This is a genomic window from Aurantimonas sp. Leaf443 (genome assembly GCF_001425575.1).
Lineage (GTDB): Bacteria > Pseudomonadota > Alphaproteobacteria > Rhizobiales > Rhizobiaceae > Leaf443.
Genome location: NZ_LMRD01000002.1, coordinates 87492 through 113717 on the forward strand (window position 1 = coordinate 87492; position 26226 = coordinate 113717).

Below are 26226 nucleotides of genomic sequence, written 5' to 3' on the forward strand. Positions count from 1 at the left end.
CTCCCGGCCCCGGCCTACCGGTCCGCCACCGCCCAGCGCGGGTTGATCCAGGGCTCCACGTTGGAGGCCGGCAGCGGGGGGCGGCCGAGGATGGCGTCGGCGGCCTTCTCGCCCACCATGATCGAGGGGGCGTTGAGGTTGCCGTTGGTGATGCGCGGGAAGATCGAACTGTCGACGACGCGCAGGGAATCGACGCCGATGACGCGGCAGTGAGGATCGACGACGGCGCCGGGGTCGTCCGCCCGGCCCATGCGCGCCGTGCCGCAGGGATGGTAGGCGCTTTCGGCATGTTCGCGGATGAAGTCGTCGATCGCCGCGTCGCTCGTCACGCCCGCGCCCGGCTGGATCTCCTTGCCGCGATAGGGGGCGAAGGCGTCCTGCGCGAAGATCTCGCGCGAGAGCCGCACGCAGCGGCGGAAGTCGATCCAGTCCTCCTCGTGGCTCATGTAGTTGAAGGCGATCTTCGGCGGGTCGTGCGGATCGGCGCTGCGCAGCGTCACCGCGCCGCGCGAGGGCGAGCGCATCGGGCCGACATGGACCTGGAAGCCGTGGCCCTCGGCGGCGGCCTTGCCGTCGTAGCGCACGGCCATGGGCAGGAAGTGGAACTGGATGTCGGGATAGTCGACGCCGGCGCGCGAGCGCAGGAAGGCGGCGCTCTCGAACTGGTTGGACGTGCCGAGCCCGGTCTTGAAGAACAGCCACTGCGCCCCGGCGAAGGCCTTGCCGTAGAGGTTCCAGTGCTTGAACAGTGTGATGGGCAGCGTGCAGGCCTGCTGGATATAGACCTCGAGATGATCCTGGAGATTCTGCCCGACGCCCGGCCGGTCGGCGCGCACGGCGATGCCGTGGTCGGCGAGATGGGCGGCCGGCCCGATGCCCGACAGCATCAGGATCTTCGGCGAGTTGATCGAGGAGGCCGAGACGATCACCTCGCGGCGCGCCCGGACCACCTGCGTGCGGCCCCCGCGCGACAGTTCCACGCCGACGGCGCGGTTGCCCTCGAAGACGATGCGCTGGGCGAAGCCGTGGAGGAGGCGGACATTGTCGCGCCGGAGCGCGGGGCGCAGATAGGCGTTGGCGGTCGACCAGCGCCGGCCCCGCCAGACCGTCTGCTCCATCGGTCCGAAGCCCTCCTGCTTCTCGCCGTTATAGTCGGCGGTGAGTTCGAAACCCGCCTGCCGGCCGGCTTCCACGAAGGCGGAGAAGAGCGGGTTGTCGCGCTTGCCGCGCGTCACGTGCAGCGGGCCGTCCGTGCCGCGCCAGGCGGGATCGCCGCCATGGCCGCCGTCGTGCCAGTGCTCCATGCGCTTGAAATAGGGGAGGACGTCGGCAAAGCCCCAGCCGGTGGCGCCCGTCTCCGCCCAATGGTCGAAGTCGCGGGCATGGCCGCGCACATAGACCATGCCGTTGATCGAGGAGGAGCCGCCGATCACCTTGCCGCGGGGCGTGGCGAGCCGCCGTCCGCCCAGATGCGGTTCGGCCTCCGAGACGAAGCCCCAGTCGTAGCGCTTCATGTTCATCGGGTAGGAGAGGGCGGCCGGCATCTGGATGAAGGGGCCCATGTCCGTGCCGCCGAATTCCAGGACGATGACCGAATGGCGCCCGTCCTCGCCGAGTCGCGCGGCGAGCGCCGAGCCGGCCGAGCCCGAGCCGATGATGACGAAGTCCGCTTCAGCCATGGGAGGGGGTCCGCTTCATCAATAGGGGCTGTCGACGCCGCCGAGGCAGACGTGGATCGTCTTGGACTGCGAGTAGAAGTCCATCGCCGCGCGCCCGTTCTCGCGCCCGATGCCGGACCGCTTGACGCCGCCGAAGGGCGCCTCGACGGGCGTCAGGTTGTAGGCGTTGATCCAGCAGATGCCGGCCTGCAGCGCTTCGGCGACCCTGTGGGCGCGCGCGATGTCGGCGGTGAAGACGCCCGCCGCCAGCCCGAAGGGCGTGGCGTTGGCGCGCGCCACCGCTTCCTCCTCGGTCTCGAAGGAGAGGACCGACATGACCGGCCCGAAGATCTCCTCGCGCGCGATGGTCATGTCGTCGGTCACGTCGGCGAAGACCGTCGGCTCGACGAAGGCGCCCTTCTCGTAGCCCTGCACCTTCGGCACGCCGCCGCCCGCGACGAGGCGCGCGCCCTCGCGCCGGCCCGCCTCCACGAAGCCGAGCACCTTCTCGCGATGGGCGAGGGAGACGAGAGGGCCCATCTGCGTGTCCGGGTCGAGCGGATCGCCGATGCGGATGGCGCGCGTGCGCTCGGTAAGCCGGCTCAGGAATCGATCCAGGAGGCCCGTCTGCACGAAGACGCGCGTGCCGTTGGAACAGATCTGGCCGGCCGAGTAGAAATTGCCGAGCATCGCTCCGCCGATCGCGGCCTCGATACTCGCGTCGTCGAAGACGAGGATCGGCGACTTGCCGCCGAGCTCCATCGTCACGTGCCGCATGCCGGCGGCGGCCGCCGAATAGACCTTGGCGCCGGTGGCGACCGAGCCGGTGAGCGAGACCTTGGCGGTGTCGGCATGGGTGGCGAGCGCGGCGCCGACATCGCCGAAACCCTGCACGACGTTGAAGAGCCCGTTCGGCGCGCCCGCCTCGATCAGGATCTCGGCAAGCTTCAGCGCGCCGAGCGGGGTCACCTCGGAGGGCTTGAAGACCATGGCATTGCCGCAGGCGAGCGCGGGCGCGGCCTTCCAGCAGGCGATCTGCGTCGGGTAGTTCCAGGCGCCGATGCCCACGCACACGCCGAGCGGCTCGCGCCGCGTATAGGCGAAGTCGCGCCCGAGCGGCACGCTCTCGCCCGCGATCGTGGCGGCGAGCGCGGCGAACCATTCCAGCGCGTCGGCCCCGGAGGCGGCGTCGGCGACGAGCGTCTCCTGGATGGGCTTGCCCGTGTCGAGCGTCTCCAGCTCCGACAGCGCCCGGTTTCGCTCGCGGACGATCTCGGCCGCCCGGCGCAGGACGCGGGCCCGCGCCGCCGGGGCGACGGCGGCCCATTCGCGCTGGGCGCGCACGGCCGATGCCATCGCCGCCTCGACGATGCCGGATGTGGCGGCATGGAGACGGGCGATCGTCTCGCCCGTCGCGGCGTGGACGCTCTCGAAGGGGCGGCCGGCCGCGTCCTCCACATAGGCGCCGTCGATGAAGTGGCTGGCGGTCGGCTGGGCTTGCATGGGGGTCTTCCAGTTGGCGGTGTCGATGTCGCTCGAAGGGCTCAGTCGCCGCGCGGCCAGCGCTGCGAGGCTTCCAGGACGTTGAGATCCATGTGGTTGCGCATGTACCGCTCGGAGGCCTTCTTCAGCGGCTGGAAGTCCCAGGGGTAGTAGGAGCCGTTACGCAGCGCCGCGTAGACGACGTGCCGGCGCGCCTGGCTCTCGCGCACCTCCGCGTCGAAGGCCGCCATGTCCCAGTGGCGGCGCACGAGGGCGGCCATCACGGCCGCGGTCTCGCGATGGGCGGGGTCGGCGGCGAGGTTCGTCAGCTCGTGCGGATCGGCCTCCATGTCGAAGAGCTGCGGCGGGTCGATCTCGCAATGGTTGTATTTCCAGCGTCCGTCGCGGATGGAGACGAGGGGCGCCTGAGAGGCCTCGGCGGCATATTCCATGCGCACCGGCGCGCGCCGCGCCGCGCCCTGGCTCAGGGGGCGCAGCGTCTCGCCGTCCGTCCAGGGCGCGACCTCGCCGAGGTCGATGCCGGCGAGATCGGCGAGCGTCGGCGTCACGTCCATGGTGGAGACGGGCGTGTCGATCCGGCCCGGCGCCATGCCGGGGGCGGCGATCATCAGGGGCACGCGGGCCGAGCCGTCGTAGAAGTTCATCTTGAACCAGAGCCCGCGCTCGCCGAGCATGTCGCCGTGGTCGGAGAGGAAGACGACGATCGTGTCCTCGACCTGGCCGGTGCCTTCCAGCGCCGTCATCACCTGGCCGATCTTGTCGTCGCAATAGGAGATGTTGGCGAAATAGGCCCGGCGCGAGTCTCGCACGTGCCGCTCGGTAATGTCGAAGCTGCGCCAGTCGTTGGCATCGAAGATGCGGCGCGAATGGCTGTCCTGCGCCTCGTAGGGGATCGGCCCGATGGCGGGGTCGAGATGGGCGCAGTCCTCGTAGAGGTCCCAGTATTTGCGGCGCGCGACATAGGGGTCGTGCGGATGGGTGAAGGAGACCGTCATCATCCAGGGGCGGTCGTCGCCGCGCCGCCCGAGATCGTAGATCTTGCGCGTCGCCTCGTAGGCGACCTCGTCGTCATATTCGAGCTGGTTGGTGATCTCGGCGATGCCCGCCCCCGTCACCGAACCCATGTTGTGGTACCACCAGTCGATGCGCTCGCCCGGCCGGCGATAGTCCGGCGTCCAGCCGAAATCGGCGGGGTAGACGTCGGTCGTCAGGCGCTCCTCGAATCCGTGCAGCTGGTCGGGGCCGACGAAATGCATCTTGCCGCACAGGGTCGTCTGGTAGCCGGCGCGCCGCAGGTGATGGGCGTAGGTCGGGATGTCGGAGGCGAACTCGGCGGCGTTGTCGTAGACACGGGTGCGCCGCGGCAGCTGGCCGGACATGAAGCTCGCCCGGCCGGGCGCGCAGAGCGGGGAGGCGGTGTAGGCGTTGGCGAAGCGCGTCGAGCGGGCCGCGAGGCGCTTGAGGGTCGGCGCGTGGAGGAAGTCGGCCGGCCCGTCGGGAAAGAGCGATCCCGTGAGCTGGTCGACCATGAAGATCAGGATGTTCGGCCGGGCGGTCATGCCGTCTTCTCCGTGGCGAGGCAAAGGTCGAGATAGCCGGTGACGAGGGCGGCGGCGGCCGGCCCGTCGAGCGGGCCGTGCGCGAGGGCGGTGCGGATGTAGAAGCCGTCGATCATCGCCCCGATGCCGAGCGCGATCCGCCCGGCGGCGGCGCGGGGCACCAGGGTCACAAGTTCGTGAACGAGATTGGAATGCAGCCTCCGGGCGTAGATGGTGAGAAGCCGACGGGCCTCGGGAGACTGTTGCGCTTGCACGTAGAAGGCCAGCCAGGCGGCGACGACGGAGGGATCGAACTGCGTCGTCTCGAAACAGGCCTCGACGATGGCCGACAGCCGGTCGCGCGGGTTTTCGGCGGCCCGCAGACGCACGCGCACCGCCGTGCCGAAATCCTCCAGGATGCGCTGCATTCCGGCGAGGAGGATCTGATCCTTGGACCCGAAATAGTGGTGGGCGAGCGCGGCCGACACGCCGGCGCGGCGCGCGATGCTGCCGACCGTGACGTCGAGCGAGCCCGCGGCGCCGATCTCGGCGATGGCGGCGCGGATCAGGGCGTCGCGTCGCAGCGGCTCCATCCCCACCTTCGGCATGCGTCCCCCTTTTGTGTAATCATTGGGCAGTGCAGCATGCTGCCCCTGTTTACATCAGCTCTAACATGACCCTTAATTGAGGGATCAATCAACCACGTCGCAAGACGGAAATCACGAGAGGCACGACATGACGAAGACATACGGTTCGCTTTTTGCCCTGACCGTCCTGGCCTCCACCGCTCTTGCCGGCGTCTCGCGGGCCGAGGAGGCAGCGGCGTGCAGGACGGTGTCCTTCTCGGATGTCGGCTGGACGGACATCACCACGACCACCGCCACCGCCAAGCACATCCTCGAAGGGCTCGGCTACGAGACCGACACCAAGATCCTCTCGGTGCCCGTCACCTTCGCCTCCCTGAAGAACAACGATATCGACGTCTTCCTCGGCAACTGGATGCCGGCGCAGAAGGGGGCGATCCAGCCCTATCTCGACAAGGGCGAGATCGACGTCGTCTCGACCAATCTCGAAGGCACCAAATACACGCTCGCCGTGCCGAAATACGCCTATGACGAGGGCCTGAAGTCCTACGACGACATCGCCAAGTTCAAGGACCAGCTCGGCTCGAAGATCTACGGCATCGAGCCCGGCAACGAGGGCAACGGCTACCTCGTCTCCCTGACCAAGGAGAACAAGCACGATCTGAAGGGCTTCGACGTCGTCGAGAGCTCCGAGCAGGGCATGCTCGCCCAGGTCAGCCGCGCCTACAAGAAGAAGGAGCCCATCGTCTTCCTCGGCTGGACGCCCCATCCGATGAACGCCAATTTCGACCTTATGTACCTGCCCGGCGGCGAGGACTTCTTCGGCGGCGAAGGCATCGTCCAGACAGTGACGCGCAAGGGCTATGCCAGCGAGTGCCCGAACGTCGGCAAGCTCCTGCAGAACATGAAGTTCTCCCTGCCGATGGAAAACCAGATCATGGTCGAGATCACCGACCAGAAGAAGGACCCGGCCGAGGCCACGCAGGCCTGGCTGAAAGCCAATCCCGCCGAGTGGGCCGGCTGGCTGGACGGCGTGACGACCGTGGACGGCAAGCCCGGCCTCGAGGCCGTGAAGGCGTCCATGGGCCTCTGACCCCTTCCCTGCGGGCCGGCGCTTTCGGGCCCCTCGCGGGGCGCCGGACCGTCCGATCCTGCGGAAGGATGGAGCGCCCCTCGCGCGTCCCGCCGGACGCCCGGCGCTCGAGCGCATCGCAGCCCCGGCCGCCGCGGCCGGGGACGTCTTGACGAGGGCAGGGGGCGCGACGCTTGGATTGGTTGACGGACTACAAGATCCCCGTCGGGGCGGTGGCCGAGGACGTGTTCGACTGGCTGCAGACCCATGGCGGCTGGTTCTTCGACGGGCTCGCCGCGGGGATGGAATGGCTGATCGACGGCCTCCTCTTCCTGTTGCAGGCGCCCCCGCCGCTCCTCGTCGTCGCCCTCGCCACGGCGCTCGCCTGGTGGGTGCACAGGAGCCTGTCGATCACGCTCCTCGTGCTCCTCGGCTTCCTGTTCATCCTCAACCAGGGCTACTGGGAGCAGACGATCCAGAGTCTGACGCTCGTCATCTCCGCCTGCCTCGTCTGCATGGCGGTCGGCGTGCCAATCGGCATCGCCTCGGCCCACCACCCGAACTTCTATCGCGGCCTGCAGCCGGTGCTCGACCTGATGCAGACGCTGCCGACCTTCGTCTATCTCATCCCGGCCATCGTCTTCTTCGGCATCGGCATGGTGCCGGGCCTCCTCGCCACGGTCATCTTCGTCCTGCCCGCGCCGATCCGGCTCACCCATCTGGGCGTCTCCTCGGTGCCGCGCTCGCTCCTGGAGGCGGCCGACGCCTTCGGCGCCACGGGCTGGCAGAAGCTGGTGAAGGTGGAACTGCCGCACGCGCTGCCGCAGATCATGGCCGGGCTGAACCAGACGATCATGCTGGCGCTCTCCATGGTGGTCATCGCCGCCCTCGTCGGCGCCAACGGCCTCGGCGTGCCCGTGATGCGCGCGCTCGGCCAGGTCAACACGGCGCTCGGCTTCGAGAGCGGCTTCATCATCGTCGTCGTCGCGATCATGCTCGACCGGGTTCTCAGGATCAAAGGGGCGCGCTCGTGAACAAGGCCGTCATCTTCGACGACGTGAACATCGTGTTCGGGCCGAGGCCCGTCGCCGCCCTGCCGCTGATGGACGCCGGCCAGAAGCGCGGCGAGATCCAGGCGGCGACCGGCCAGGTGCTCGGCGTCCATGCCTGCTCGCTGGCGGTCGACGAGGGCGAGATCCTCGTCCTCATGGGCCTGTCGGGCTCGGGCAAGTCGACGCTCCTGCGCGCCGTCAACGGGCTGAACCCGGTCTGCCGGGGCAAGGTCCTCGTCAATGACGGCGCGGGCATGACCGACATCACCAATGCCGACGCGCGAACCCTGCGCCGCATGCGCCTCACGCGCGTCTCCATGGTGTTCCAGCAGTTCGGCCTCCTGCCCTGGCGCAACGTCCTCGACAATGTCGCGCTCGGCCTCGAACTCTCCGGCCTGCCGCGCCAGGACTGCCACGAGCGGGCGCGCCGCCAGCTGGAGCTCGTCGGCCTCACCGACTGGGCGGACCGTCTGGTGGGCGAGCTCTCCGGCGGCATGCAGCAGCGCGTGGGCCTGGCGCGCGCCTTCGCGACGGAAGCCCCCATCCTCCTGATGGACGAGCCCTTCTCCGCCCTCGACCCGCTCATCCGCGCGCGCCTGCAGGACGAGCTTCTCGAACTGCAGAGCCGGCTCCAGCGCACGATCATCTTCGTCAGCCACGATCTCGACGAGGCCTTCAAGATCGGCGACCGCATCGCCATCATGGAGGGCGGGCGCATCATCCAGTGCGGCACCCCGCCCGAGATCATCCGCAACCCCGCCGACGCCTATGTCGCCGACTTCGTCGCCCACATGAACCCGCTCGGCGTCCTGCGCGCCTCCGACGTCATGTCCAGCGGCGAGGTGCCGGAGGGCGCGCCGACGATCGAGGCCGAGGGCCATCTCACCGACGTCATGGCCCTTCTCGGCCAGGGAGCGACCATCCGCGTCCTCGGCCCCGCCGGAGATCCCGTCGGGCGCATCGTGCCCGCCGACGTCGTCGCCGCACTCGCCCCCACAGAACGCCCCGCCGCGAGCAGGCCTGCCTGAAGAGCCGACGCGTTCTGCCGCCCTATTCGCCCAACTCCGATCTCATGGAGACGGCCTTCTCCAGGCACGAGGCGCTCATGCGGGCAGAGGCCGAGCGGACCGTCGCGGCGCTCCGGGGAGCCGTGGGCAGGCTCACTGCCGTTTCCGGCTGGAATCCGGCGACAATCGGCGGATCCAGAGCATCGGTCAATCATCGCGTGCCGATCCAGCGACCGCGAGGAGGTTCCAGCTTTCGTGGGGGCCGAGGCGATCGCAGATGTTGCCGACGGCGCGCCAAAGAGCGTCGAAGGTTTGTGCCTCGGCCTTCCGCAGGTGTGTCGTCCGCTTGGCGAGGGCCATCTCGATCGGGCCGAGATCGGGCGAGCAGAACGGCGGAAGCAGGAACCAGTCTCCTTTCGCCTCGAGGATTCCGGTGGCCCTGGCGCTTTCGTTCGCGACGAGGTGTCGAGATCGAACGTGCCGCCTTTCTGAAGCGTCGACGCGAATTGGGTCACGTCATGCGGTGCCGGAAGACGCTCGATCGCCGCGCGGGCTGCCGCCGGGGGAAAACGGCCAGGAAGGGCCGTTTTGAACGCACGGAGACTCCAGCCGATCGGCCTCCGGGAAACCCGGCCGGTTCCCTCTTCCCGGCCGCAGAACGCTCTAGAACCGGCCGGCCTCGATGAGATCCTCGATGCGGATGGGGTCGAGGGCTTGGGCCGGGCGCGGGGCGGCGCGCGTCGGGGCGGGGGTGTCGAAGGCGACCTGGGCCGGTGCCGGGGCGAGGGCGGCGGTGCGAAGGAGCGGGCGGGGCGCCTCGGCGGGGAGGGCGGCTGAGAGGCCGCCTTCGCTCGCCTTGCCCTCGCCGGGGCGGCCTTCGCCCGTCCGGCCGGGATTGACGAAGGGCGGGTCGGAGAGGCGCCGGGCGTTCTTGCGCTTCTCGTAGAAGACGTTGCCGCCGGCCTCGATGAGGTAGTGCATGTTGGTGTAGGGGAAGGTCATGCCGGCGGTGTGGAAGAACATCGCCTTGCCCACCGTGCGGTGACGGGCGCCCTTCAGCACCTGCGTGGCCATGCGCGAGGCGAGGTCGCGGCCCGCTTCCATGGGGCGGGTAAGGACGCCGGGGGCGAACTGGTTCTTCTGGCCGACGACGCCGCAGATCGTGGTCGGATAGCGGCCCGAGTTCAGGCGGTTCATCACCACCGTGCCGACGGCGATCATGCCCTCCTCGCTGGAACGGTTCGACTCGAAATACATGACGCGCGTCATGCATTCGTGCTCGCTCATGCCGCGCGCGGTGAAGGACTTCTTCTGCGCGCAGCCGGCAAGGCCCGCAAGCGTGCAGACGGCGAGCGCGAGGAGGATCTGGCGGGACGTCGGAAAGGGCATGGCGGGATCCGGGCATCGTTCGCCCGGACCCTGCCCAAACAGGCTTAACGAAGCCTTCCGCAGCGCCGAACGGCGCCTCGCAACGCCCGATCAAGGTTAACGCATCGTAGCGCCGCGCCGCGCCCGACACGCCTTCGGCACGGCGCTTGCATCCTTGACCGGGCGGACCTGCCGCTATATGACGCGGGCGTGCGCAGACCGCCGTCCCTCGAGGCGGCGGCTGTCGCGTGCGGCCTTCGGGCCGCGTCCTCAAAAGCCATAAGAAGACGGCCCGCGCCGAAAAGGCGGGAGAGCCGGACGAACGGAGCCAGACAATGTTCGCAGTCATCAAGACCGGCGGGAAGCAGTATCGCGTCGCCGCCAACGACGAATTCACTATCGAGCGCATCCCCGGCGAGGCCGGCGACACGGTCACCTTCGGCGAGGTCCTCATGGTCGGCACGACCATCGGCGCCCCGACGGTCGCCGGCGCCACGGTCACTGCCGAGATCGTCGCCCAGACGCGCGGCAAGAAGGTCATCTCCTTCAAGAAGCGCCGCCGCCAGAATTCCAAGCGCACGCGCGGTCACCGTCAGGACCTGACGCTGGTGCGCATCGGCACCATCAACGGCGCCGGCACGGACGGTGCGCAGAAGGCCGAGAAGCCGGCCAAGGCCGCAAAGCCCGCCAAGGGCGCCGAAGCCCCGGCCGCCGAGGCCTGAGGCCCGCCCGCACCGCAACTGAAGCATTCTGATCGAGGGGTTCGCCCTTCGAGCCTCGTGAAGGCAGGAGATTGAACGATGGCACATAAAAAAGCAGGCGGTTCCTCGCGCAACGGTCGCGATTCGGAGTCCAAGCGCCTCGGCGTCAAGAAGTTCGGCAGCGAAGCCGTCATCCCCGGCAACATCCTGATCCGTCAGCGCGGCACGCGCTGGCATCCGGGTGCGGGCGTGGGCATCGGCCGCGACCACACGCTCTTCGCCAAGGTGGCGGGCAATGTCGTCTTCCAGAAGAAGGCGAACAACCGAACCTACGTGTCGATCATGCCGAAAGCCGAAGCCGCCGAGTAGTGACCGGAGCTTCGAGCGCCGGCGTTCCTTCGAACCGGCGCTCTGAAGCTTCCGACCACGGGTCGGGCGAGACGAGCGAAAGGGGAGATGGGTCGCCATCTCCCCTTTTTCGTGAAGAGCCCTTTCCATGACCTGCGACGAACTGAGACCGGACAGCGACGAAGACTACAGTATCGGCTCGGCCCGGCTGATCCTGCGCTCCCTGCGCCGGAGCGATGCGGCCGAACTCGCCCGGCAGGCCGGCGACCGGCGCATCGCCGAGATGACCGGGCGCATCCCCCATCCCTACACGCTCGCCCATGCCCACGGCTTCATCGCCGACCAGGACGGCGAGTTCGTGCTGGCGATGACGCAGAAGGGCGAGGGCCGGCTGATCGGCGTGTGCGGGCTGAAGAGCCGGGCCGAGGGCAAGGCCTTCGAAATCGGCTACTGGGTGGGCCGCGAGCACTGGGGCAAGGGGTTCGCCACCGAGGCCGCGCAGGTCCTGATCGACGTCGCCTTCCGTCAGCCGGGCATCGAATGCGTCCATGCCTCCTGCCGGGTCATCAACCGCGCCTCGCGCCGGGTCCTGGAGAAATGCGGCTTCCAGATGCGGCGCATGGGCACGATGGATTCGGTCTATGCCGGGCGCGTCTCGACCGAGGACTTCCATCTCGACCGGCGCGCCTGGATGGCGCTGAAGGCGTGGGGCGGACGATGAGGCGGGCGGCGGGCGCGGGACTGGCGCTTCTCCTCGCCCTGGCGGGCGGCTGCGCGCGCCCGCCGGATCCCTCGCCCGGCGGCTTCTCGGTGCCGGCCTTCTTCGAGGGGGCGTCCGTCTCGAAGGGCACGGTGAAGGTGGCGCTGGTCTCGACCACGGCCTTCACCGCCCGGTTCGAGGGCGTGCGCAAGGGTTCGAGCCTCGTCCTCGACGAGCGCTTCCTCTTCGAGGACGGTCCGCGCCTGCAGCGCTGGCGGCTGACGGAGGTCTCGCCCGGCGTCTATCGCGGCACGGTGGAGACGCAAGGCGAGGGCGAGCGCCTCGCCCCGCCCGTCCCCGTCGAGGGCCGCGCGACGCGGGACGGCGCGGTTCTCGTCTATGACGGGATCGCGCCGGGCGGCGGCGGCACGCGGCTCGGCTTTCGCCACGTGATGACGGCGCGCCCCGACGGGACGGTCTCCAACCATGTGACCGTGTCGAAGTTCGGCCTTCCCATCGCGACCTCCGCCGTGGTCTTTGCCAAGACCGCGGCCGCGCTGGACGCGGCGCCGCCGCCGTGAGGCGCATCGATCGAGAGGCGGCCGCGCGCTTTGCGCCGGCGGGCCTCAGGCGTTAAGGACAGAGCGGACCGGACGGGCCGAGAGGCCGGCGGTCGCGCATGACGACGGAAGAAGAGATCCCATGAAATTCCTCGACCAGGCGAAGGTCTATATCCGGTCCGGCGACGGGGGCGCGGGCGCGGTGTCCTTCAGGCGCGAGAAGTTCATCGAGTTCGGCGGGCCGGACGGCGGCGACGGCGGGCGGGGCGGCGACGTGTTCGTGGAGGCGGTCGCCGGCCTCAACACGCTCATCGACTACCGCTACCAGCAGCATTTCAAGGCCAAGACCGGCATGCACGGCATGGGCCGCAACCGCACCGGCGCCAAGGGCGACGACATCACGCTGAAAGTGCCGGCGGGCACGCAGATCTTCGCCGAGGACAACGAGACGCTCCTCTGCGACCTCACCCATGTCGGCGAGAAGGTGCGCATCGCGGCGGGCGGCAATGGCGGCTTCGGCAACGCCTATTTCAAGTCCTCGGTGAACCAGGCGCCGCGCCACGCCAATCCCGGCCTCGAAGGCGAGGAACTGACGCTCTGGCTGCGCCTGAAGCTCATCGCCGATGCCGGCCTCGTGGGCCTGCCCAATGCCGGCAAGTCCACCTTCCTCGCCTCCGTCACGCGGGCGCGGCCCAAGATCGCCGACTATCCGTTCACCACGCTCCATCCCGGCCTCGGCGTCGCCAAGATCGACGAGGCCGAGTTCGTCATCGCCGACATTCCCGGCCTGATCGAGGGCGCGCACGAGGGCGTGGGGATCGGCGACCGATTCCTCGGCCATGTCGAGCGCACGAGCGTCCTCCTGCATCTCGTCTCGGCGACGGAGGACGACGTCGCGAAGGCCTATCGCACCGTGCGCCACGAACTGGCCGCCTACGAACACGGTCTGGCCGAGAAGCCCGAAATCCTCGCCCTCTCCAAGGTCGATCTCCTCGACGAGGACGAGCGCGCCGAGAAGATCGCCGCGCTGGAGGCGGTGGCCGGCGTGAAGCCCATCGAGCTTTCGGCCGTGACGCGCGAGGGCATGACGGTGGCGCTGCGGCGCCTGCGGGCCGAGATTTCCGGCCTCAACCCCGTGGAGGAGCCCGAGATCGACCGCTTCGCCGAAGCGGCGCGCGAGCGCGAGGCCTTTGGCGAACGGGATGGCGAGGACGGGACGCGATGAGCGACCTTCTCGCGGGACATTCGCGCATCGTCGTCAAGATCGGCTCGGCGCTTCTCGTCGACCGCGAGCGGGGTCTCAGGCGCACCTGGCTGGAGAGCTTCGGCGAGGACGTGGCGCGGCTCGTGGCCGAGGGGCGGCAGGTGCTCGTCGTCTCCTCGGGCGCCATCGCGCTGGGGCGCAAGCTCCTGAAGATGCCGAAGGGACCGCTGAAGCTCGAGGAGAGCCAGGCGGCGGCCGCCGTCGGCCAGATCTCGCTGTCGCGGACCTATTCGGAAATCCTCGGCCGGCACGGGCTGGAGACGGGGCAGATCCTGCTCACCCTCTTCGACACCGAGGAACGCCGCCGTTATCTCAACGCACGCGCCACGATCGGCACGCTGCTCTCGCTCGGCGCCGTGCCCGTCATCAACGAGAACGACACGGTGGCGACCTCCGAGATCCGCTACGGCGACAACGACCGTCTGGCCGCCCGCGTCGCCACGATGATGGGCGCCGACCTCCTCGTCCTCCTCTCCGACATCGACGGGCTCTACACCGCCCCGCCCGCCGAGGACCCTTCGGCGACGCACATTCCCCATGTCGAGCGCATCACGCAGGAGATCGAGGCGATGGCCGGGGCGGCGGGCTCGGAACTCTCGCGCGGCGGCATGAAGACCAAGATCGACGCCGGCAAGATCGCCACCGCTAGCGGGGCGGCGATGATCATCACCGCCGGCAACCGCCTCTATCCGCTCTCGGCCATCCAGCGCGGCGAGAAGGCGACCCTCTTCGCCGCGTCCGAGAACCCGGTGACCGCGCGCAAGCGCTGGATCGCCGGTCATCTGTCGACCGCGGGGCGTCTCGTCGTCGACGAGGGGGCGCTGAAGGCGCTGCGCAGCGGCAAGAGCCTGCTTCCGGCCGGCGTGCGTCTCGTGCACGGCACGTTCCGGCGCGGCGACACGATCGCGGTGGAATCGGAGACGGGCCGCACCGTCGCGCGCGGGCTCGTGGCCTACGACGCCGAGGAGGCGCGCCGCATCGCGGGGTTGCGCAGCCAGGATCTGGAGGCGGCGCTCGGCTACGAAGGGCGCGCCGTCATGATCCATCGCGACGATCTCGTCGTGGAGGGCGGCGACGAGGTCGCCCTGACGTCTACCGTGCAGGAGGCCTGACGCCATGGCGAGCACAGCCACCCTCGGCCGGGCCACGAACGATGCGCCGACGAGCGAGGACGCGGATATCGCCGGCCTGATGCATGCAATCGGCCAGCAGGCCCAAGCCGCCGCCGCCGTGCTGGCGCTCGCGCCGCGCGCGGCCAAGGACAAAGCCCTTCTCGCCGCGGCCGATGCAATCGAGGCGCGCGCCGGCGCGATCCTGGCGGCCAACGAGGGCGATCTGGCGCGGGCGAGAGCCAACGAACTGGCGCCCTCCTTCATCGACCGGCTGACGCTGACGCCCGAGCGGATCGCTGGCATTGCCGGGGCGCTGCGCGAGGTCGCGGCGCTGGAGGACCCGGTCGGGACGGTCATCTCGCAATGGGAGCGGCCAAACGGCCTGTCCATCTCGCGCGTGCGCACGCCGCTCGGGGTGATCGGCGTGATCTACGAGAGCCGGCCGAACGTGACGGCCGATGCCGGGGCGCTGTGCCTCAAGGCCGGCAATGCCGTGATCCTGCGCGGCGGCTCGGATTCGTCGGCCTCCTCGGCGGCGATCCACGCCTGCCTCGCCGAGGGCCTGCGCGTCGCGGGCCTGCCCGAAGCGGCGATCCAGATCGTGCCGGTGAGCGACCGGGCGGCCGTCGGCGAGATGCTTACGGGCCTGTCGGGCGCCATCGACGTGATCGTGCCGCGCGGCGGCAAGAGCCTCGTGGCGCGGGTGCAGCGCGAGGCGCGCGTGCCGGTCTTCGCCCATCTCGAAGGCCTCTGCCATCTCTATCTCGACGGGGCGGCCGACCTCGCCATGGCGGTGGAGATCGCGCTGAACGCCAAGATGCGGCGCACGGGCGTCTGCGGCTCGGCCGAGACGCTTCTCGTCGACCGCGCGGGCGCCGGACGGCTGCTCGCGCCCGTCCTCGACGCGCTGGCGGCGGCCGGCTGCGAGATCCGCGCCAGCGCGGAGGCGAGGGCCCTCTATCCCGCCGCCGCTTTGGCGAGCGAGGCGGATTTCGACACCGAATATCTCGACGCCATCATCTCCGTCGCCCTGGTCGACGGGCTGGACGGGGCCATCGCCCATATCGCCCGCCATTCCTCGCACCATACCGAGGCGATCGTGACGCAGGACGCGGCCGTCGCCGAGCGCTTCCTCGCCTCGATCGATTCGGCCATTCTCCTGCACAACGCCTCCACCCAGTTCGCCGACGGCGGCGAGTTCGGCTTCGGCGGCGAGATCGGCATCGCGACGGGCAAGATGCACGCGCGCGGGCCGGTGGGGGTGGAACAGCTGACGAGCTTCAACTACCGCGTGCGCGGGACGGGCCAGACGCGCCCGTGACGGTTTCACGCCTGCCATCGTCCGATCTGGCGGGGCTCTCGCCGCAGGCCCTGAGCCTGCCGCCGGCCGGCCGGGGCCAGGCGATCGGCCTGTTCGGCGGCTCCTTCGACCCGCCGCATGCGGGCCATCTCCTCGTGGCCGAGACGGCGCGCCGGCGCCTCTCGCTCGACGCGGTCTGGTGGCTCGTCACGCCCGGCAACCCGCTGAAGCGGCGGGGCACGGCGGCGACGCTCGCCGAGCGCCACGCGTCCGTTCTGGCCCTGGCGGGGGGGCCGGGAACGCGCGTTACCTCCTTCGAGGCCGCGCAGGGCCTGCGCTATACGGCCGAGACGCTCGCCTATCTCCGGGCGCGGCGGCCGGACCTCGACTTCGTCTGGATCATGGGCGCCGACAGCCTCGCCAGTTTCCACCGCTGGCGGGACTTCCGCTCGATCGCACAGGCCATGCCCATCGCGGTCGTGGATCGCCCCGGCTCCACCTTCGCCGTGCTCTCGGCGCCCGCCGCGCAGGCGCTGTCCCGTTTCCGCCTGCCCGAGCGGCGCGCCCGCGCGCTGCCCGGGCTAACACCTCCGGTCTTCACCGTGCTGCACGGCCCGAGATCGGCCACCTCGTCCACGGCCTTGCGCAAGAGCCGCATGATGCGGCCAAGCATCGCGTCTTGAAACCGTGACGATAACTTGCCACTCTTTACGAGGCGACAGGCAACGGGCCTGTTCCGCCCCCGCGAAAGGAAGAACGACGCTGAGACCTGCGGCTGAAACGGAAGAGACCCTCGTGACGTCTCCTTCCGAAGCGAAAGCCTTCGACCGGTCGGTCGAACGCACCGCGCTCGCTCTCGTGATCTCGAGCCTCGACGACTCGAAGGCCGAGGACATCGTCTCCATCGACATGACCGGCAAGTCGGCCCTCGCCGACGCCATGGTGATCGCCTCCGGGCGCTCGCATCGACATGTCGCCGCCGTCGCCGACCATCTGCTGCGCGACCTCAAGGAGGCGGGCTTCGGCAATGCCAAGGTCGAGGGACTGCAGAACGGCGACTGGGTGCTGATCGATGCGGGCGACATCATCGTCCACATCTTCCGCCCCGAGGTGCGCACCTTCTACAATATCGAGAAGATGTGGACGGTCGGAGACGACGCGACGGTCCACTGATCGCCGCTGCGATGACCGGGGGCGCCGGCCGGGCGCCCCGGAGCCGAACGCCGCGCGGACGGCCGCCCCGGAGACCGGCGCCATGCGCGTGAGCCTTGCCGCCATCGGGCGGATGAAGGCCGGCCCCGAGCGCGAGCTCGTGGACCGCTACCTGCAGCGCTTCGGCGCGACGGGCGGGCCGGTCGGCCTCGACTATGCCGGCCTGTCCGAGTTTCCCGAGTCGCGCGGCGCCCAGGCCGAGATGCGCAAGCGCGAGGAGGCCGCGCGCCTCGCCGCGACGCTGCCGGAAGGCGCCGCGTCGATCGTCCTCGACGAACGCGGCAGGACGCTCTCCTCGGAGGAATTCGCCCGGGCGATCGCCGATCTGCGCGACGGGGGGCGACGGGGTCTCGGCATCCTGATCGGCGGGCCGGACGGCCACGATCCGGCGCTGCGCCAGCGCGCCGACCTCGTCCTGGCGCTGGGACGCATGACCTTTCCGCACCAGATCGCGCGCATTCTCCTGGCCGAACAGCTCTACCGCGCGGTGACGATCCTCTCCGGCCACCCTTATCACCGGGTCTGATCGGGCGTAGTTTGAAGCCGGCCCGTCGCCGGCCCGCGCCTTCGGGTCCGGCCGCGGAGGCGACGCGCCGGCCATGGTTGATGAAATCTTAAGGGCCTTCAGCCAGGATCGGGCATGGCAGGCGGTTCGGGGAGATCGCGGGTGAGGCGGAGCGGTGCTCTGGGCAGCAGCGGGACGACGAGGGGAGGAAGCGCGATGGGCGCGCTCGCCCTGGCCCTCGCGGCTGCCTGGCTCTCGGGCGCGCCGGCGCTCGGTGCTCCGCCGCCCGCGTCCGAAGCCGGCGCGACGGCCGAAGGTCGCTCGAGCCAGGGCACGGCCGGTCTCGATCCGGCGCCCACCGGCACGATCATGGGCCCCGCGCCCGAGAGCCGCGCGCTCATCCTCGAGAACCAGCGCCTGCGCACGGTCCGGGAACTCGCCGCGATCTCCAGTTCGATCGAGCTCGGCACCGAGACCGTGCGCGACCTCGACGCGGAGATCGCCGCGCTGTCGCGCGACCGCGACCGGCTGCGCGAGGCCATGGTCACGGCCGCCGCCCGCCAGAAGGATCTGAGCCGGGCGTTGTCCGACACCGGCCAGCGCATCGCCGGGCTCTCGCAGGAGGAGGGCTCGATCAAGGCCTCGCTCGTCGAGCGCCGCTCGCTTCTGGCCGAGGTGCTGGCCGCGCTCGAGCGCATGGGCCGCACGCCCCCGCCGGCCCTTCTCGTCAAGCCGCAGGACGCGCTCGGCTCGGTGCGCAGCGCCATCCTTCTCGGCTCCGTCGTGCCGTCCATCCGCGACGAGACGCGCCGGCTTCTCGCCGATCTCGAACGCCTCTCCACCGTGCGCGCCAGTATCGTGGCCGAGAAGGAGCGGTTCGCGACCGACCTCCGCGCCGAGCGCGAGGAGGAGGCGCGCCTCGGCAGGCTGTTCCTGGAAAAGGAACGGCTGGAGGCGACGAACCGCGATCGGCGCGCGAGCGAGGCGGCGCGTGCGAGCGAACTCGCGGCCAAGGCCGGCGACCTCAAGGAGCTGATCGCAGCGCTCGAGGCGGATGCGGCCAAGGCGCGGGCGAGCGAGGAAGAGGCGGCGCGGCAGGCGGCCCTGCGCGAGGCCGAGGCGGCACGGGCGGCGGCGCTCGCCGCGCAGGCCGAGCGCACGCGCCTTGCGGCCCTGGCCGAGGCGGAGGCCGCGCGCCTGAAAGCCGAGCGCGAAGCCCAGACGCGGAGCGCCGGGACGGCCGCGACCCCGCCGGCGGACATCGAGTCGCCGAAGCCGCAGGAGCCGCAGATCGCGGCCCTCGAGCCCGCGCCGCCGGCGGCCCCCGCCTACGACGTGGCGTCACTTCGCCGTGACCTGAAGCGCCTGGAGCCGGCCGCCGCATTTTCGACAATGAAAGGCCGTCTGTCCGGGCCCGTCGGTGGACGCCAGATCGCGGGTTTCGGGGACCGCGACGATATCGGGCGCCTTTCGACCGGGGCGACCTTCGCGGCGCGCGCGGGCGACGTCGTGACGGCGCCCTCCGATGCCAATGTCTTGTACTCAGGGCCCTTTCGCTCTTACGGCCAACTCTTGATCCTCGACGCCGGCGATGGCTATCATGTGGTTCTGGCTGGGATGAACCGGATCGACGTCGAGGTCGGCCAATTCGTTTCCGCAGGAGAGCCCGTAGCGGTGATGGGAGACCGGCGGCTCGCAAGCGTGGCAGGTGCCGATTTCGACGCCTCCGAGCCTGCGCTTTACGTCGAGTTCCGCAAGGACGGCAAACCGGTCGATCCGTCCCCTTGGTGGACGAAGGGACCTTCTGGAAGGACGAGGAATGATCCGTAAGCTTTCGATACTCTTCGCCGGCGCGCTGATGGGGGCGACGGCGATGACCGTCATCGTCAGTCAGCAGCCGGGCGTCGCCAACGCCGCCGGCTCCGACACCTATCGTCAGCTTGCGATCTTCGGCGACGTCTTCGAGCGCGTGCGCGCCCAGTATGTCGACCAGCCCGACGACCAGAAGCTGGTCGAGACGGCCATCAACGGCATGCTCACCGCGCTCGACCCGCACTCCTCCTACATGAACGCCAAGGAAGCGGCGGACATGCGAACGGAGACGCGCGGCCAGTTCGGCGGCCTCGGCATCGAGGTCACGATGGAGAACGAGCTCGTCAAGGTCGTCTCGCCCTTCGAGGGCACGCCCGCCGACAAGGCCGGCGTTCTGGCCGGCGACCTCATCGCCGAGATCAACGGCGAGGAAGTGCGCGGCCTCACCCTGTCGGACGCGGTCGAGAAGATGAAGGGCGACATCGGCACGCCCGTCACCCTCACGATCGTGCGCGATGGCGCCACCAAGCCCATCCGCCTCACGCTGACGCGGGACGAGATCAAGGTGCCCTCCGTGCGCCACACGGTGGAGAACGACGTCGGCTACATCAAGCTCCTCAAGTTCAACGAGCAGACGACCGTCGGGATGGAGGAGGCCATCGCCGACATCACGCAGAAGGTCGGGGCCGACAAGCTGAAGGGCTTCGTGCTCGACCTGCGCCGCAATCCCGGCGGCCTCCTCGACGAGGCGGTCTCGGTCTCCGACGCCTTCCTGGAGAATGGCGAGATCGTCTCGACGCGCGGCCGCAACCCGGAAGAGACGCGCCGCTACAACGCCCGCCAGGGCGATGATATCGGCGGCAAGCCGCTGGTCGTCCTCGTCAATGGCGGTTCGGCCTCGGCCTCCGAGATCGTCGCCGGTGCCCTGCAGGATCAGCGCCGCGCCACCGTCGTCGGCTCGCGCTCCTTCGGCAAGGGCTCGGTTCAGACCATCATCCCGCTCGGCGGCAACGGCGCGCTGCGCCTGACGACGGCGCTCTACTACACGCCGTCCGGCCGCTCCATCCAGGGCCGCGGCATCGATCCGGACATCACGGTCGAGCAGCCCCTGCCCGACGAGATCAAGAAGCAGATGGGTCTCGAATCCACCGCCGAGGTCGTGCGCGGCGAATCCTCGCTGCGCGGCCACATCACCGGCAAGGAAGAGAATGCCGAGGGCTCGGGCTCGCTCGACTACGTGCCGCCGGAGATGAAGGACGACCTGCAGCTGCAATACGCGCTGGATCTCCTGCGCGGCACCAAGACCAACGCCTCCTTCCCGCCCAAGCGCGAGGCGAACGCCGCCGCCGCGACGACGAAGGCCGCCAACTGAAGGCAGGCGGAACCGGGACGCCTCCCGGGTCCGCGCTGCGATCACGGCATCGGGCCTTCGTGCCCGGCGCGACCCACGAAAGGCCTCGGCGCATGCCGGGGCCTTTTTCGTTCACGCCTCCCGCCTCGTGGCCCGGAAGCGGCGAGCCCCGAGAAAGCCTCGCGGCCTAGAAACGGCTCATGCGCGCCTCACTCTACGAACCCCTCGGCCTCGACAGACCCGACCGGCGATCCGCCCGGCGCCTTTCGGTCGGCGATCTCGCCGCCGGCGCGGCGCTCGCCCTCGTGCTCGCCGCTTCCGGTCTCGCTTCTTTCGGACAAGGGCAGTTCGGCCGCGAGGATCTCGGGGCACCGCAAGCGAGCGCGGCGCCGCCGGCGCCGGTCGCCATCGCCGCACCCCTTCCGCGCAGGCCCGAGCCGCCCGCGCCGACCGTGATCCGCGGCGTCGGCCCGGACGACTTCGCCGCCGCGCCGGCGACGTTCGAGGTCTTCGATCCCGGATCGCTGCGCCAGCCCGCGATGATCGCCCATCGCCCCGAGCCCGACCTCGTGGAGGACAGCGCCTATGGACCGCTGCCGATCCGCGCGGCGGACGGGCGACGGCCCTTCGACGTCTATTCCGCGCCCTGGAGCGGCGTCGCCGGGCGGCGTGTCGCCATCGTCGTCGGCGGCCTCGGCATCAGCCAGACGGGCACGCAGGCGGCCATCGCCCGCCTGCCCGCGGGCGTCACCTTCGCCTTCGCGCCCGCCGGCAACAGCCTCGACCGCTGGATGCAGGAGGCCCGCCGCGCCGGCCACGAACTCCTGATGCAGGTGCCGATGGAGCCGGTCGGCTATCCGCAGGTCGATCCGGGCGAGAACACGCTGACGATCGCGAGCGCCCGGGCCGGCGCCTTCGAGGCGCTCTATGCCGCGCTCGGCCGCACCACCAACTATGTCGGCATCACCAACTATATGGGCGGTCACTTCGCCACAGACCCCGGCGCCATGCAGGGCCTCATGGACGAGCTGTCGCGGCGCGGCCTGATGTATCTCGACGATTCGAGCGCGCTGCGCTCGCTGTCGAAGGACGCGGCGCTTCAGGCGGGCGTACCGGCAGCGGCGGCGAGCCTCGTCCTCGACCGCAGCCAGGACCCCGCCGACATCGCCGCGGCGCTGGACCAGCTCGAGGCGGTGGCCCGCGCCGAAGGCACGGCGATCGGCGTCGCCTCGGCCTTCGACACGTCGGTCGCGGCCATCGCGGCCTGGAGCGCGGAGGCGCGCAAGCGCGGGGTGGAGATCGTGCCCGTTTCCGCGCTCGCCTTCGATCCCGGCGCCCGCTGAGAACCCGGCCGCGCTTGCCTCGCACGGGGCGCGCCCTCTAATCCCGTCTGGCCACGTTGAGACCGCGGGAGTTGCCGGCATGAAACCCATCGAATTCGAGACGCTGCCCTATCGGCCCTGCGTCGGCATCATGGTGCTGAACGCGAAGGGTCAGGTCTGGACGGGCCGGCGGCTCGTCGAGGACAAGGGCGAGATGACCGGGGCCGTTCAGCTCTGGCAGATGCCGCAGGGCGGAATCGACAAGGGCGAGGACCCGCTGGAGGCGGCGCGGCGCGAGCTCTATGAGGAGACGGGCATCCGCTCGGTGACGCTTCTCGGCGAGACGCCGGACTGGATCCGCTACGATCTGCCGCCCCATCTCGTCGGCGTCGCGCTCAAGGGCCGCTATCGCGGCCAGGAGCAACGCTGGTTCGTGTTCCGCTTCGAGGGCGAGGAGAGCGAGATCCAGATCGCGCCGCCGCCCGGCGGTCATGCGCAGGAGTTCGACGGCTGGGCGTGGAAGTCGATGGACGAGGTGCTCGACCTTGTCGTGCCGTTCAAGCGCGGCGTCTACGAGGAGGTCGTGCGGGCCTTCCGGCCGTTCGAGCTGGTCTAGGTCCGTCCGGCCTCGGCCGAAGGCGGGAGGGGGGCGGAGCCTTCGCCCGCTCCGGGCAGAGGCGAGACCTCAGCGCGTGCGCTCGCCGAGGCCGCGCACCGGCAGGGCCGGCCGCGCGTCGCGCCGAAGGGCGCCTTTCACGACGAAGACGAGAACGGCCGCCACCGCGAGGCAGGCGGCGAGAAAGAGCATCGGCGCGAGCTTGCTGCCCGTCGCGTCGCCGATCCAGGGCACGACGCTCTGCGCGACGAAGCCGCCGAGATTGCCGACCGAGTTGATCGCGGCGATGCCGGCGGCCGCCGTCGCGCCCTTCAGGAAGGTCGGCGGCAGGCTCCAGAAGACCGGCTGGCCCGCGAAGATGCAGGCGGCGGCGACGCAAAGGCAGGCGAACTGCAGCACGGGCGAGGGCGCGACGACGCTGAGCACGAGCGCGAGCGCCCCCAGGAGCGCGGCGCCCGCGATATGCCAGCTCGTCTCGTTGGTGCGCGCGGCATGGCGCGGCGTCCACCACAGGGCGAAGGCGACGAAGATCCAGGGAATGATGTTCAGGAAGCCGTTGACAGTGTTTGACACGCCGAACCCGGCGACGACGGTCGGCAGCCAGTAGCTGAGCCCGTAGGCGGCGAGCGGAAAGGCGACATAGAGAAGCGCGAGAAGAATGACGCGCTTGTCGAGCAGCACCTTGAGGGGATTGCCGTGCTCCACGTGCGGCGTCTCGGCCTCCTCGCGCCGCAGCGTCTCGGCAAGCCACCCCTTCTGGTCGGCGGACAGCCAGGGCGCGTCGCCCGGGCGGCTCGGGAGCTTGAAGAACACGACCACGGCGAGGAGGACCGCCGGCACGCCGGTGGCGAAGAAGACCCACTCCCAGCCGCGATAGCCGAGGAACCCGTCGAGATCGAGGAGCATGCCGCCGATGGCCGCGCCGACCGCGTTGGCGATGGCGCTCGCGATCATGAACCAGCCGACCATGCGGCCGCGGTGGCTCTGCGGGAACCAGAGGGTGAGGGCGTAGAGCACGCCGGGAAAGAAGCCGGCTTCGGCGACGCCGAGAAGGAAGCGAAGGATGTAGAACATCGTCGGGCTCGACGTGAAGCCGAGCAGGATCGTGATGAGGCCCCAGGTCGCCATGATGCGGGTGAACCAGAGACGGATGCCGACCTTTTCCAGGATGAGGTTCGAGGGCACTTCGAAGAGGAAGTAGCCGAGAAAGAAGAGCGAGGCGCCGAGGCCGAAGGCGAACTCGCTCATGCCGAGATCGCCGACCATCTGGAGCTTGGCGTAGGAGACGTTCTGCCGGTCGATATAGGCGATGAGATACATCAGCCCGAGCAGGGGCATCAGCTTCAGCGTCACGCGCCGGATCGTCGCCTCGCCGAGGAGCCCATGGCTCTGGGTCATCGTCTGTCCTCCCCGCGGCCGTCCCCGCCGCCATCGACGGTTGTAGGGCGCGGGGCGCCGAGGTGAACATTGCGAGGGTGGATGAAACCGCCGGACGAACGAAAAAACCCGGCGCGGGGCCGGGTCTGGTCGTCTTGTCCTGTATGTGTCGCAGCTCCCGGGAGCCGCCGGTCCTCAGAGGCCGAGGGCGGCCCGCGAGTCCTTCAGCTGGGCGAGCGCGTGGGCCGCACGGGATTTAGCTTCGGGGGTCGACGCGTCCGCGACGTCCTCCTCGGCATCCTTGATCTGGCGGTCGAGCTCGGCGGCGTTCATCTCCTCGACGGGCGTCGCGCGCTCGGCGAGAAGGGTGAAGCCGGACTCGTTCACGTCGGCGAAGCCGCCGCGCACATAAATGCGCTTCTCGGTGCCGCTCTCGAGCGTCGCGGAGATGACGCCCGGCTTCAGCGTCGTCATCATCGGCGCATGGCCGGCCATGACGGTGAAATAGCCTTCGCTGCCGGGCACGTTCACCGCGGTGACGCTCTCCGAGAGGAGCTGGCGCTCGGGCGAGACGAGATCGAACTGGAAGCTCTTAGCCATGGGGGCCCTGCCGCTTGAGCGCGTCCTCGAAGGCGAGGACGGCTGTCTCGAACTTGTCGCGGCAGCCGGGATTGCAGAAGCCGACCACCGCGTCCTTGTAGGTGGTCAGGGAGTCCGGCGACACCGGCTTCCCCGACCACGGGCATGTCTCGTTCACGGCGTCCGCGATGCGCAACCCGCCGTGATCGCTCATCAGGCGGCTTCGGCCGCGAGGCGCTGGGCCTTGGCGACGGCCATGTCGATGCCGCCGACCATGTAGAAGGCCGCCTCGGGCAGGTGGTCGTACTCGCCGTCCACCAGACCCTTGAAGGACTTCACCGTGTCTTCCAGCGGCACGAGCTGGCCGGGCGAGCCGGTGAACACCTCGGCGACGAAGAACGGCTGGCTGAGGAAGCGCTCGATCTTGCGGGCGCGCGCGACCGTCAGCTTGTCCTCTTCCGAGAGCTCGTCCATGCCGAGAATGGCGATGATGTCCTGCAGCGACTTGTACTTCTGCAGGAGCTGCTGGACGCGGCGGGCCACCGTGTAATGCTCCTCGCCGATGATCATCGGGGAGAGCATGCGCGAGGTGGAGTCGAGCGGGTCGACGGCCGGGTAGATGCCCTTTTCCGAGATCGCGCGGTTCAGCACGGTCGTGGCGTCCAGATGGGCGAAGGAGGTCGCCGGCGCCGGGTCGGTCAGATCGTCGGCGGGCACGTAGATGGCCTGGACCGAGGTGATCGAGCCCTTGGTCGTCGTCGTGATGCGCTCCTGCATCGCGCCCATGTCGGTGGCGAGCGTCGGCTGGTAGCCCACGGCCGAGGGAATGCGGCCGAGAAGCGCCGACACTTCCGAACCCGCCTGGGTGAAGCGGAAGATGTTGTCGACGAAGAACAGGACGTCCTGGCCCTGGTCGCGGAAATGCTCGGCGATGGTGAGGCCGGTGAGGGCGACGCGGGCGCGGGCGCCCGGGGGCTCGTTCATCTGGCCGTAGACCAGCGCGGCCTTCGAGCCGGCGGTGGAGCCGCCGTTCTCGTGCGGGTCCTTGTTCACGCCGGACTCGATCATCTCGTGGTAGAGATCGTTGCCCTCGCGGGTGCGCTCGCCGACGCCGGCGAAGACGGAATAGCCGCCATGCGCCTTTGCGACGTTGTTGATGAGCTCCTGGATCAGCACGGTCTTGCCGACGCCGGCGCCGCCGAACAGGCCGATCTTGCCGCCGCGCGCATAGGGCGCGAGGAGGTCGATGACCTTGATGCCGGTGACGAGGATCTGGCTCTCGGGCGACTGCTCGACATAGGGCGGCGCCGACTGGTGGATGCCGCGCTTGGACTCGTGGGCGATCGGACCGACCTCGTCGATCGGCTCGCCGATGACGTTCATGATGCGGCCGAGCGTGCCGTCGCCGACCGGAACCTCGATCGGGCCGCCGGTGTCGGTGACCTTCTGGCCGCGGACCAGACCCTCGGTCAGGTCCATGGCGATGGTGCGCACGGTGTTGTTGCCGAGATGCTGGGCGACCTCGAGCACGAGACGCGTGCCGTTGTTGTCGCATTCCAGCGCGTTCAGGATCGCGGGCAGGTGGTCGTCGAACTCGACGTCGACGACGGCGCCGATCACCTGGGCGACGCGGCCGTTGCTTCCGGACTGGGTGTCAGCCATCGATGGCCTCCTCTCACAAATAC

The 26226-nt window shown here is 69.8% G+C and carries 26 protein-coding genes and 1 pseudogene; 18 read left to right on the forward strand and 9 right to left on the reverse strand.

Features of this window, described 5'->3' with window-relative positions:
- Positions 1-14 precede the first annotated feature (14 nt).
- The 4 genes from betA to betI are packed head-to-tail and all read right to left on the reverse strand — an operon-like array spanning position 15 to position 5307.
- On the reverse strand, positions 15-1679 hold the full coding sequence (betA, locus tag ASG48_RS03975) for a choline dehydrogenase (protein ID WP_055845657.1): 1665 nt from the start codon (positions 1677-1679) through the stop codon (positions 15-17).
- 18 nt (positions 1680-1697) lie between these two features.
- Complete coding sequence (betB, locus tag ASG48_RS03980) at positions 1698-3161, reverse strand: betaine-aldehyde dehydrogenase (protein ID WP_055845660.1); 1464 nt, start codon at positions 3159-3161, stop codon at positions 1698-1700.
- A gap of 41 nt (positions 3162-3202) precedes the next feature.
- Positions 3203-4720 carry a choline-sulfatase gene (gene betC, locus ASG48_RS03985; RefSeq protein WP_055845663.1) on the reverse strand — a complete coding sequence of 506 codons (1518 nt, stop codon included), beginning with the start codon at positions 4718-4720 and terminating at the stop codon, positions 3203-3205.
- A complete protein-coding gene (betI, locus tag ASG48_RS03990) occupies positions 4717-5307 on the reverse strand; it encodes a transcriptional regulator BetI (protein WP_055845666.1) in 591 nt (196 codons plus the stop codon). The genes betC and betI overlap by 4 nt, the downstream gene beginning before the upstream one ends.
- Before the next feature lie 127 nt (positions 5308-5434).
- Here betI and choX point away from each other — a divergent pair, with 127 nt between their 5' ends.
- The 4 genes and pseudogenes from choX to ASG48_RS18720 all read left to right on the forward strand — a co-directional run.
- The gene (gene choX, locus ASG48_RS03995) at positions 5435-6376 is read left to right on the forward strand and encodes a choline ABC transporter substrate-binding protein (RefSeq protein ID WP_055845668.1); all 942 of its coding nucleotides are present in this window, start codon (positions 5435-5437) and stop codon (positions 6374-6376) included.
- A gap of 173 nt (positions 6377-6549) precedes the next feature.
- Entirely contained in the window at positions 6550-7389 is an 840-nt protein-coding gene (choW, locus tag ASG48_RS04000; protein WP_055845670.1) for a choline ABC transporter permease subunit, read from the forward strand.
- Complete coding sequence (gene choV / locus ASG48_RS04005; RefSeq protein WP_055845673.1) at positions 7386-8435, forward strand: choline ABC transporter ATP-binding protein; 1050 nt, start codon at positions 7386-7388, stop codon at positions 8433-8435. The genes choW and choV overlap by 4 nt, the downstream gene beginning before the upstream one ends.
- A 14-nt stretch (positions 8436-8449) precedes the next feature.
- A pseudogene (locus ASG48_RS18720) lies at positions 8450-8548 on the forward strand (IS630 family transposase); the annotation flags it as partial.
- Between the two features lie 529 nt (positions 8549-9077).
- Here the strand turns inward: ASG48_RS18720 and ASG48_RS18725 are convergent.
- Positions 9078-9803, reverse strand: coding sequence for a cell wall hydrolase (locus tag ASG48_RS18725; RefSeq protein WP_244486751.1), 726 nt, complete (start codon positions 9801-9803; stop codon positions 9078-9080).
- 314 nt (positions 9804-10117) lie between these two features.
- Between ASG48_RS18725 and rplU the strand changes: the two genes are divergently transcribed.
- The 14 genes from rplU (at position 10118) to ASG48_RS04080 (ending at position 22585) form a co-directional block, all read left to right on the forward strand.
- Positions 10118-10504: a 50S ribosomal protein L21 gene (gene rplU / locus ASG48_RS04015; RefSeq protein ID WP_055845675.1), complete on the forward strand. Its 387-nt coding sequence runs from the start codon at positions 10118-10120 to the stop codon at positions 10502-10504.
- Between the two features lie 78 nt (positions 10505-10582).
- Positions 10583-10852 carry a 50S ribosomal protein L27 gene (gene rpmA / locus ASG48_RS04020; protein ID WP_055845678.1) on the forward strand — a complete coding sequence of 90 codons (270 nt, stop codon included), beginning with the start codon at positions 10583-10585 and terminating at the stop codon, positions 10850-10852.
- 127 nt (positions 10853-10979) lie between these two features.
- Positions 10980-11552, forward strand: coding sequence for a GNAT family N-acetyltransferase (locus ASG48_RS04025; RefSeq protein ID WP_055845681.1), 573 nt, complete (start codon positions 10980-10982; stop codon positions 11550-11552).
- Positions 11549-12112, forward strand: coding sequence for a DUF3833 family protein (locus ASG48_RS04030; RefSeq protein WP_055845684.1), 564 nt, complete (start codon positions 11549-11551; stop codon positions 12110-12112). The genes ASG48_RS04025 and ASG48_RS04030 overlap by 4 nt, the downstream gene beginning before the upstream one ends.
- Before the next feature lie 121 nt (positions 12113-12233).
- Positions 12234-13316: a GTPase ObgE gene (gene obgE / locus ASG48_RS04035; RefSeq protein ID WP_055845687.1), complete on the forward strand. Its 1083-nt coding sequence runs from the start codon at positions 12234-12236 to the stop codon at positions 13314-13316.
- Positions 13313-14467 (forward strand): glutamate 5-kinase, encoded by a 1155-nt coding sequence (proB, locus tag ASG48_RS04040; RefSeq protein ID WP_055845690.1) that lies wholly within the window; start codon positions 13313-13315, stop codon positions 14465-14467. The genes obgE and proB overlap by 4 nt, the downstream gene beginning before the upstream one ends.
- Positions 14468-14471: 4 nt before the next feature.
- Positions 14472-15788: a glutamate-5-semialdehyde dehydrogenase gene (locus ASG48_RS04045; protein ID WP_055845691.1), complete on the forward strand. Its 1317-nt coding sequence runs from the start codon at positions 14472-14474 to the stop codon at positions 15786-15788.
- The gene (locus ASG48_RS04050; protein WP_244486753.1) at positions 15785-16450 is read left to right on the forward strand and encodes a nicotinate-nucleotide adenylyltransferase; all 666 of its coding nucleotides are present in this window, start codon (positions 15785-15787) and stop codon (positions 16448-16450) included. The genes ASG48_RS04045 and ASG48_RS04050 overlap by 4 nt, the downstream gene beginning before the upstream one ends.
- 112 nt (positions 16451-16562) lie before the next feature.
- Positions 16563-16940: a ribosome silencing factor gene (gene rsfS, locus ASG48_RS04055; RefSeq protein ID WP_055845694.1), complete on the forward strand. Its 378-nt coding sequence runs from the start codon at positions 16563-16565 to the stop codon at positions 16938-16940.
- Between the two features lie 82 nt (positions 16941-17022).
- Complete coding sequence (gene rlmH / locus ASG48_RS04060; RefSeq protein ID WP_055845696.1) at positions 17023-17505, forward strand: 23S rRNA (pseudouridine(1915)-N(3))-methyltransferase RlmH; 483 nt, start codon at positions 17023-17025, stop codon at positions 17503-17505.
- A gap of 195 nt (positions 17506-17700) precedes the next feature.
- Positions 17701-19314: a peptidoglycan DD-metalloendopeptidase family protein gene (locus ASG48_RS04065; protein ID WP_055845699.1), complete on the forward strand. Its 1614-nt coding sequence runs from the start codon at positions 17701-17703 to the stop codon at positions 19312-19314.
- Positions 19304-20668, forward strand: coding sequence for a S41 family peptidase (locus ASG48_RS04070; protein WP_055845703.1), 1365 nt, complete (start codon positions 19304-19306; stop codon positions 20666-20668). The genes ASG48_RS04065 and ASG48_RS04070 overlap by 11 nt, the downstream gene beginning before the upstream one ends.
- A 179-nt stretch (positions 20669-20847) precedes the next feature.
- Positions 20848-21990 (forward strand): divergent polysaccharide deacetylase family protein, encoded by a 1143-nt coding sequence (locus tag ASG48_RS04075; protein ID WP_055845704.1) that lies wholly within the window; start codon positions 20848-20850, stop codon positions 21988-21990.
- A 79-nt stretch (positions 21991-22069) separates the two neighbouring features.
- The gene (locus ASG48_RS04080; RefSeq protein ID WP_055845707.1) at positions 22070-22585 is read left to right on the forward strand and encodes an RNA pyrophosphohydrolase; all 516 of its coding nucleotides are present in this window, start codon (positions 22070-22072) and stop codon (positions 22583-22585) included.
- Between the two features lie 69 nt (positions 22586-22654).
- On the opposite strand, the gene ASG48_RS04085 is transcribed toward ASG48_RS04080, so the two are convergent.
- The 4 genes from ASG48_RS04085 to atpD all read right to left on the reverse strand — a co-directional run bounded on the left by ASG48_RS04085 (position 22655) and on the right by atpD (position 26203).
- Entirely contained in the window at positions 22655-23983 is a 1329-nt protein-coding gene (locus ASG48_RS04085) for an MFS transporter (protein WP_055845712.1), read from the reverse strand.
- 174 nt (positions 23984-24157) lie between these two features.
- A complete protein-coding gene (locus ASG48_RS04090) occupies positions 24158-24562 on the reverse strand; it encodes a F0F1 ATP synthase subunit epsilon (RefSeq protein WP_055845714.1) in 405 nt (134 codons plus the stop codon).
- Complete coding sequence (locus ASG48_RS04095) at positions 24555-24755, reverse strand: hypothetical protein (RefSeq protein ID WP_055845717.1); 201 nt, start codon at positions 24753-24755, stop codon at positions 24555-24557. The genes ASG48_RS04090 and ASG48_RS04095 overlap by 8 nt, the downstream gene beginning before the upstream one ends.
- Positions 24755-26203, reverse strand: coding sequence for a F0F1 ATP synthase subunit beta (gene atpD / locus ASG48_RS04100; protein WP_055845720.1), 1449 nt, complete (start codon positions 26201-26203; stop codon positions 24755-24757). The genes ASG48_RS04095 and atpD overlap by 1 nt, the downstream gene beginning before the upstream one ends.
- Between the last annotated feature and the right edge of the window lie 23 nt (positions 26204-26226).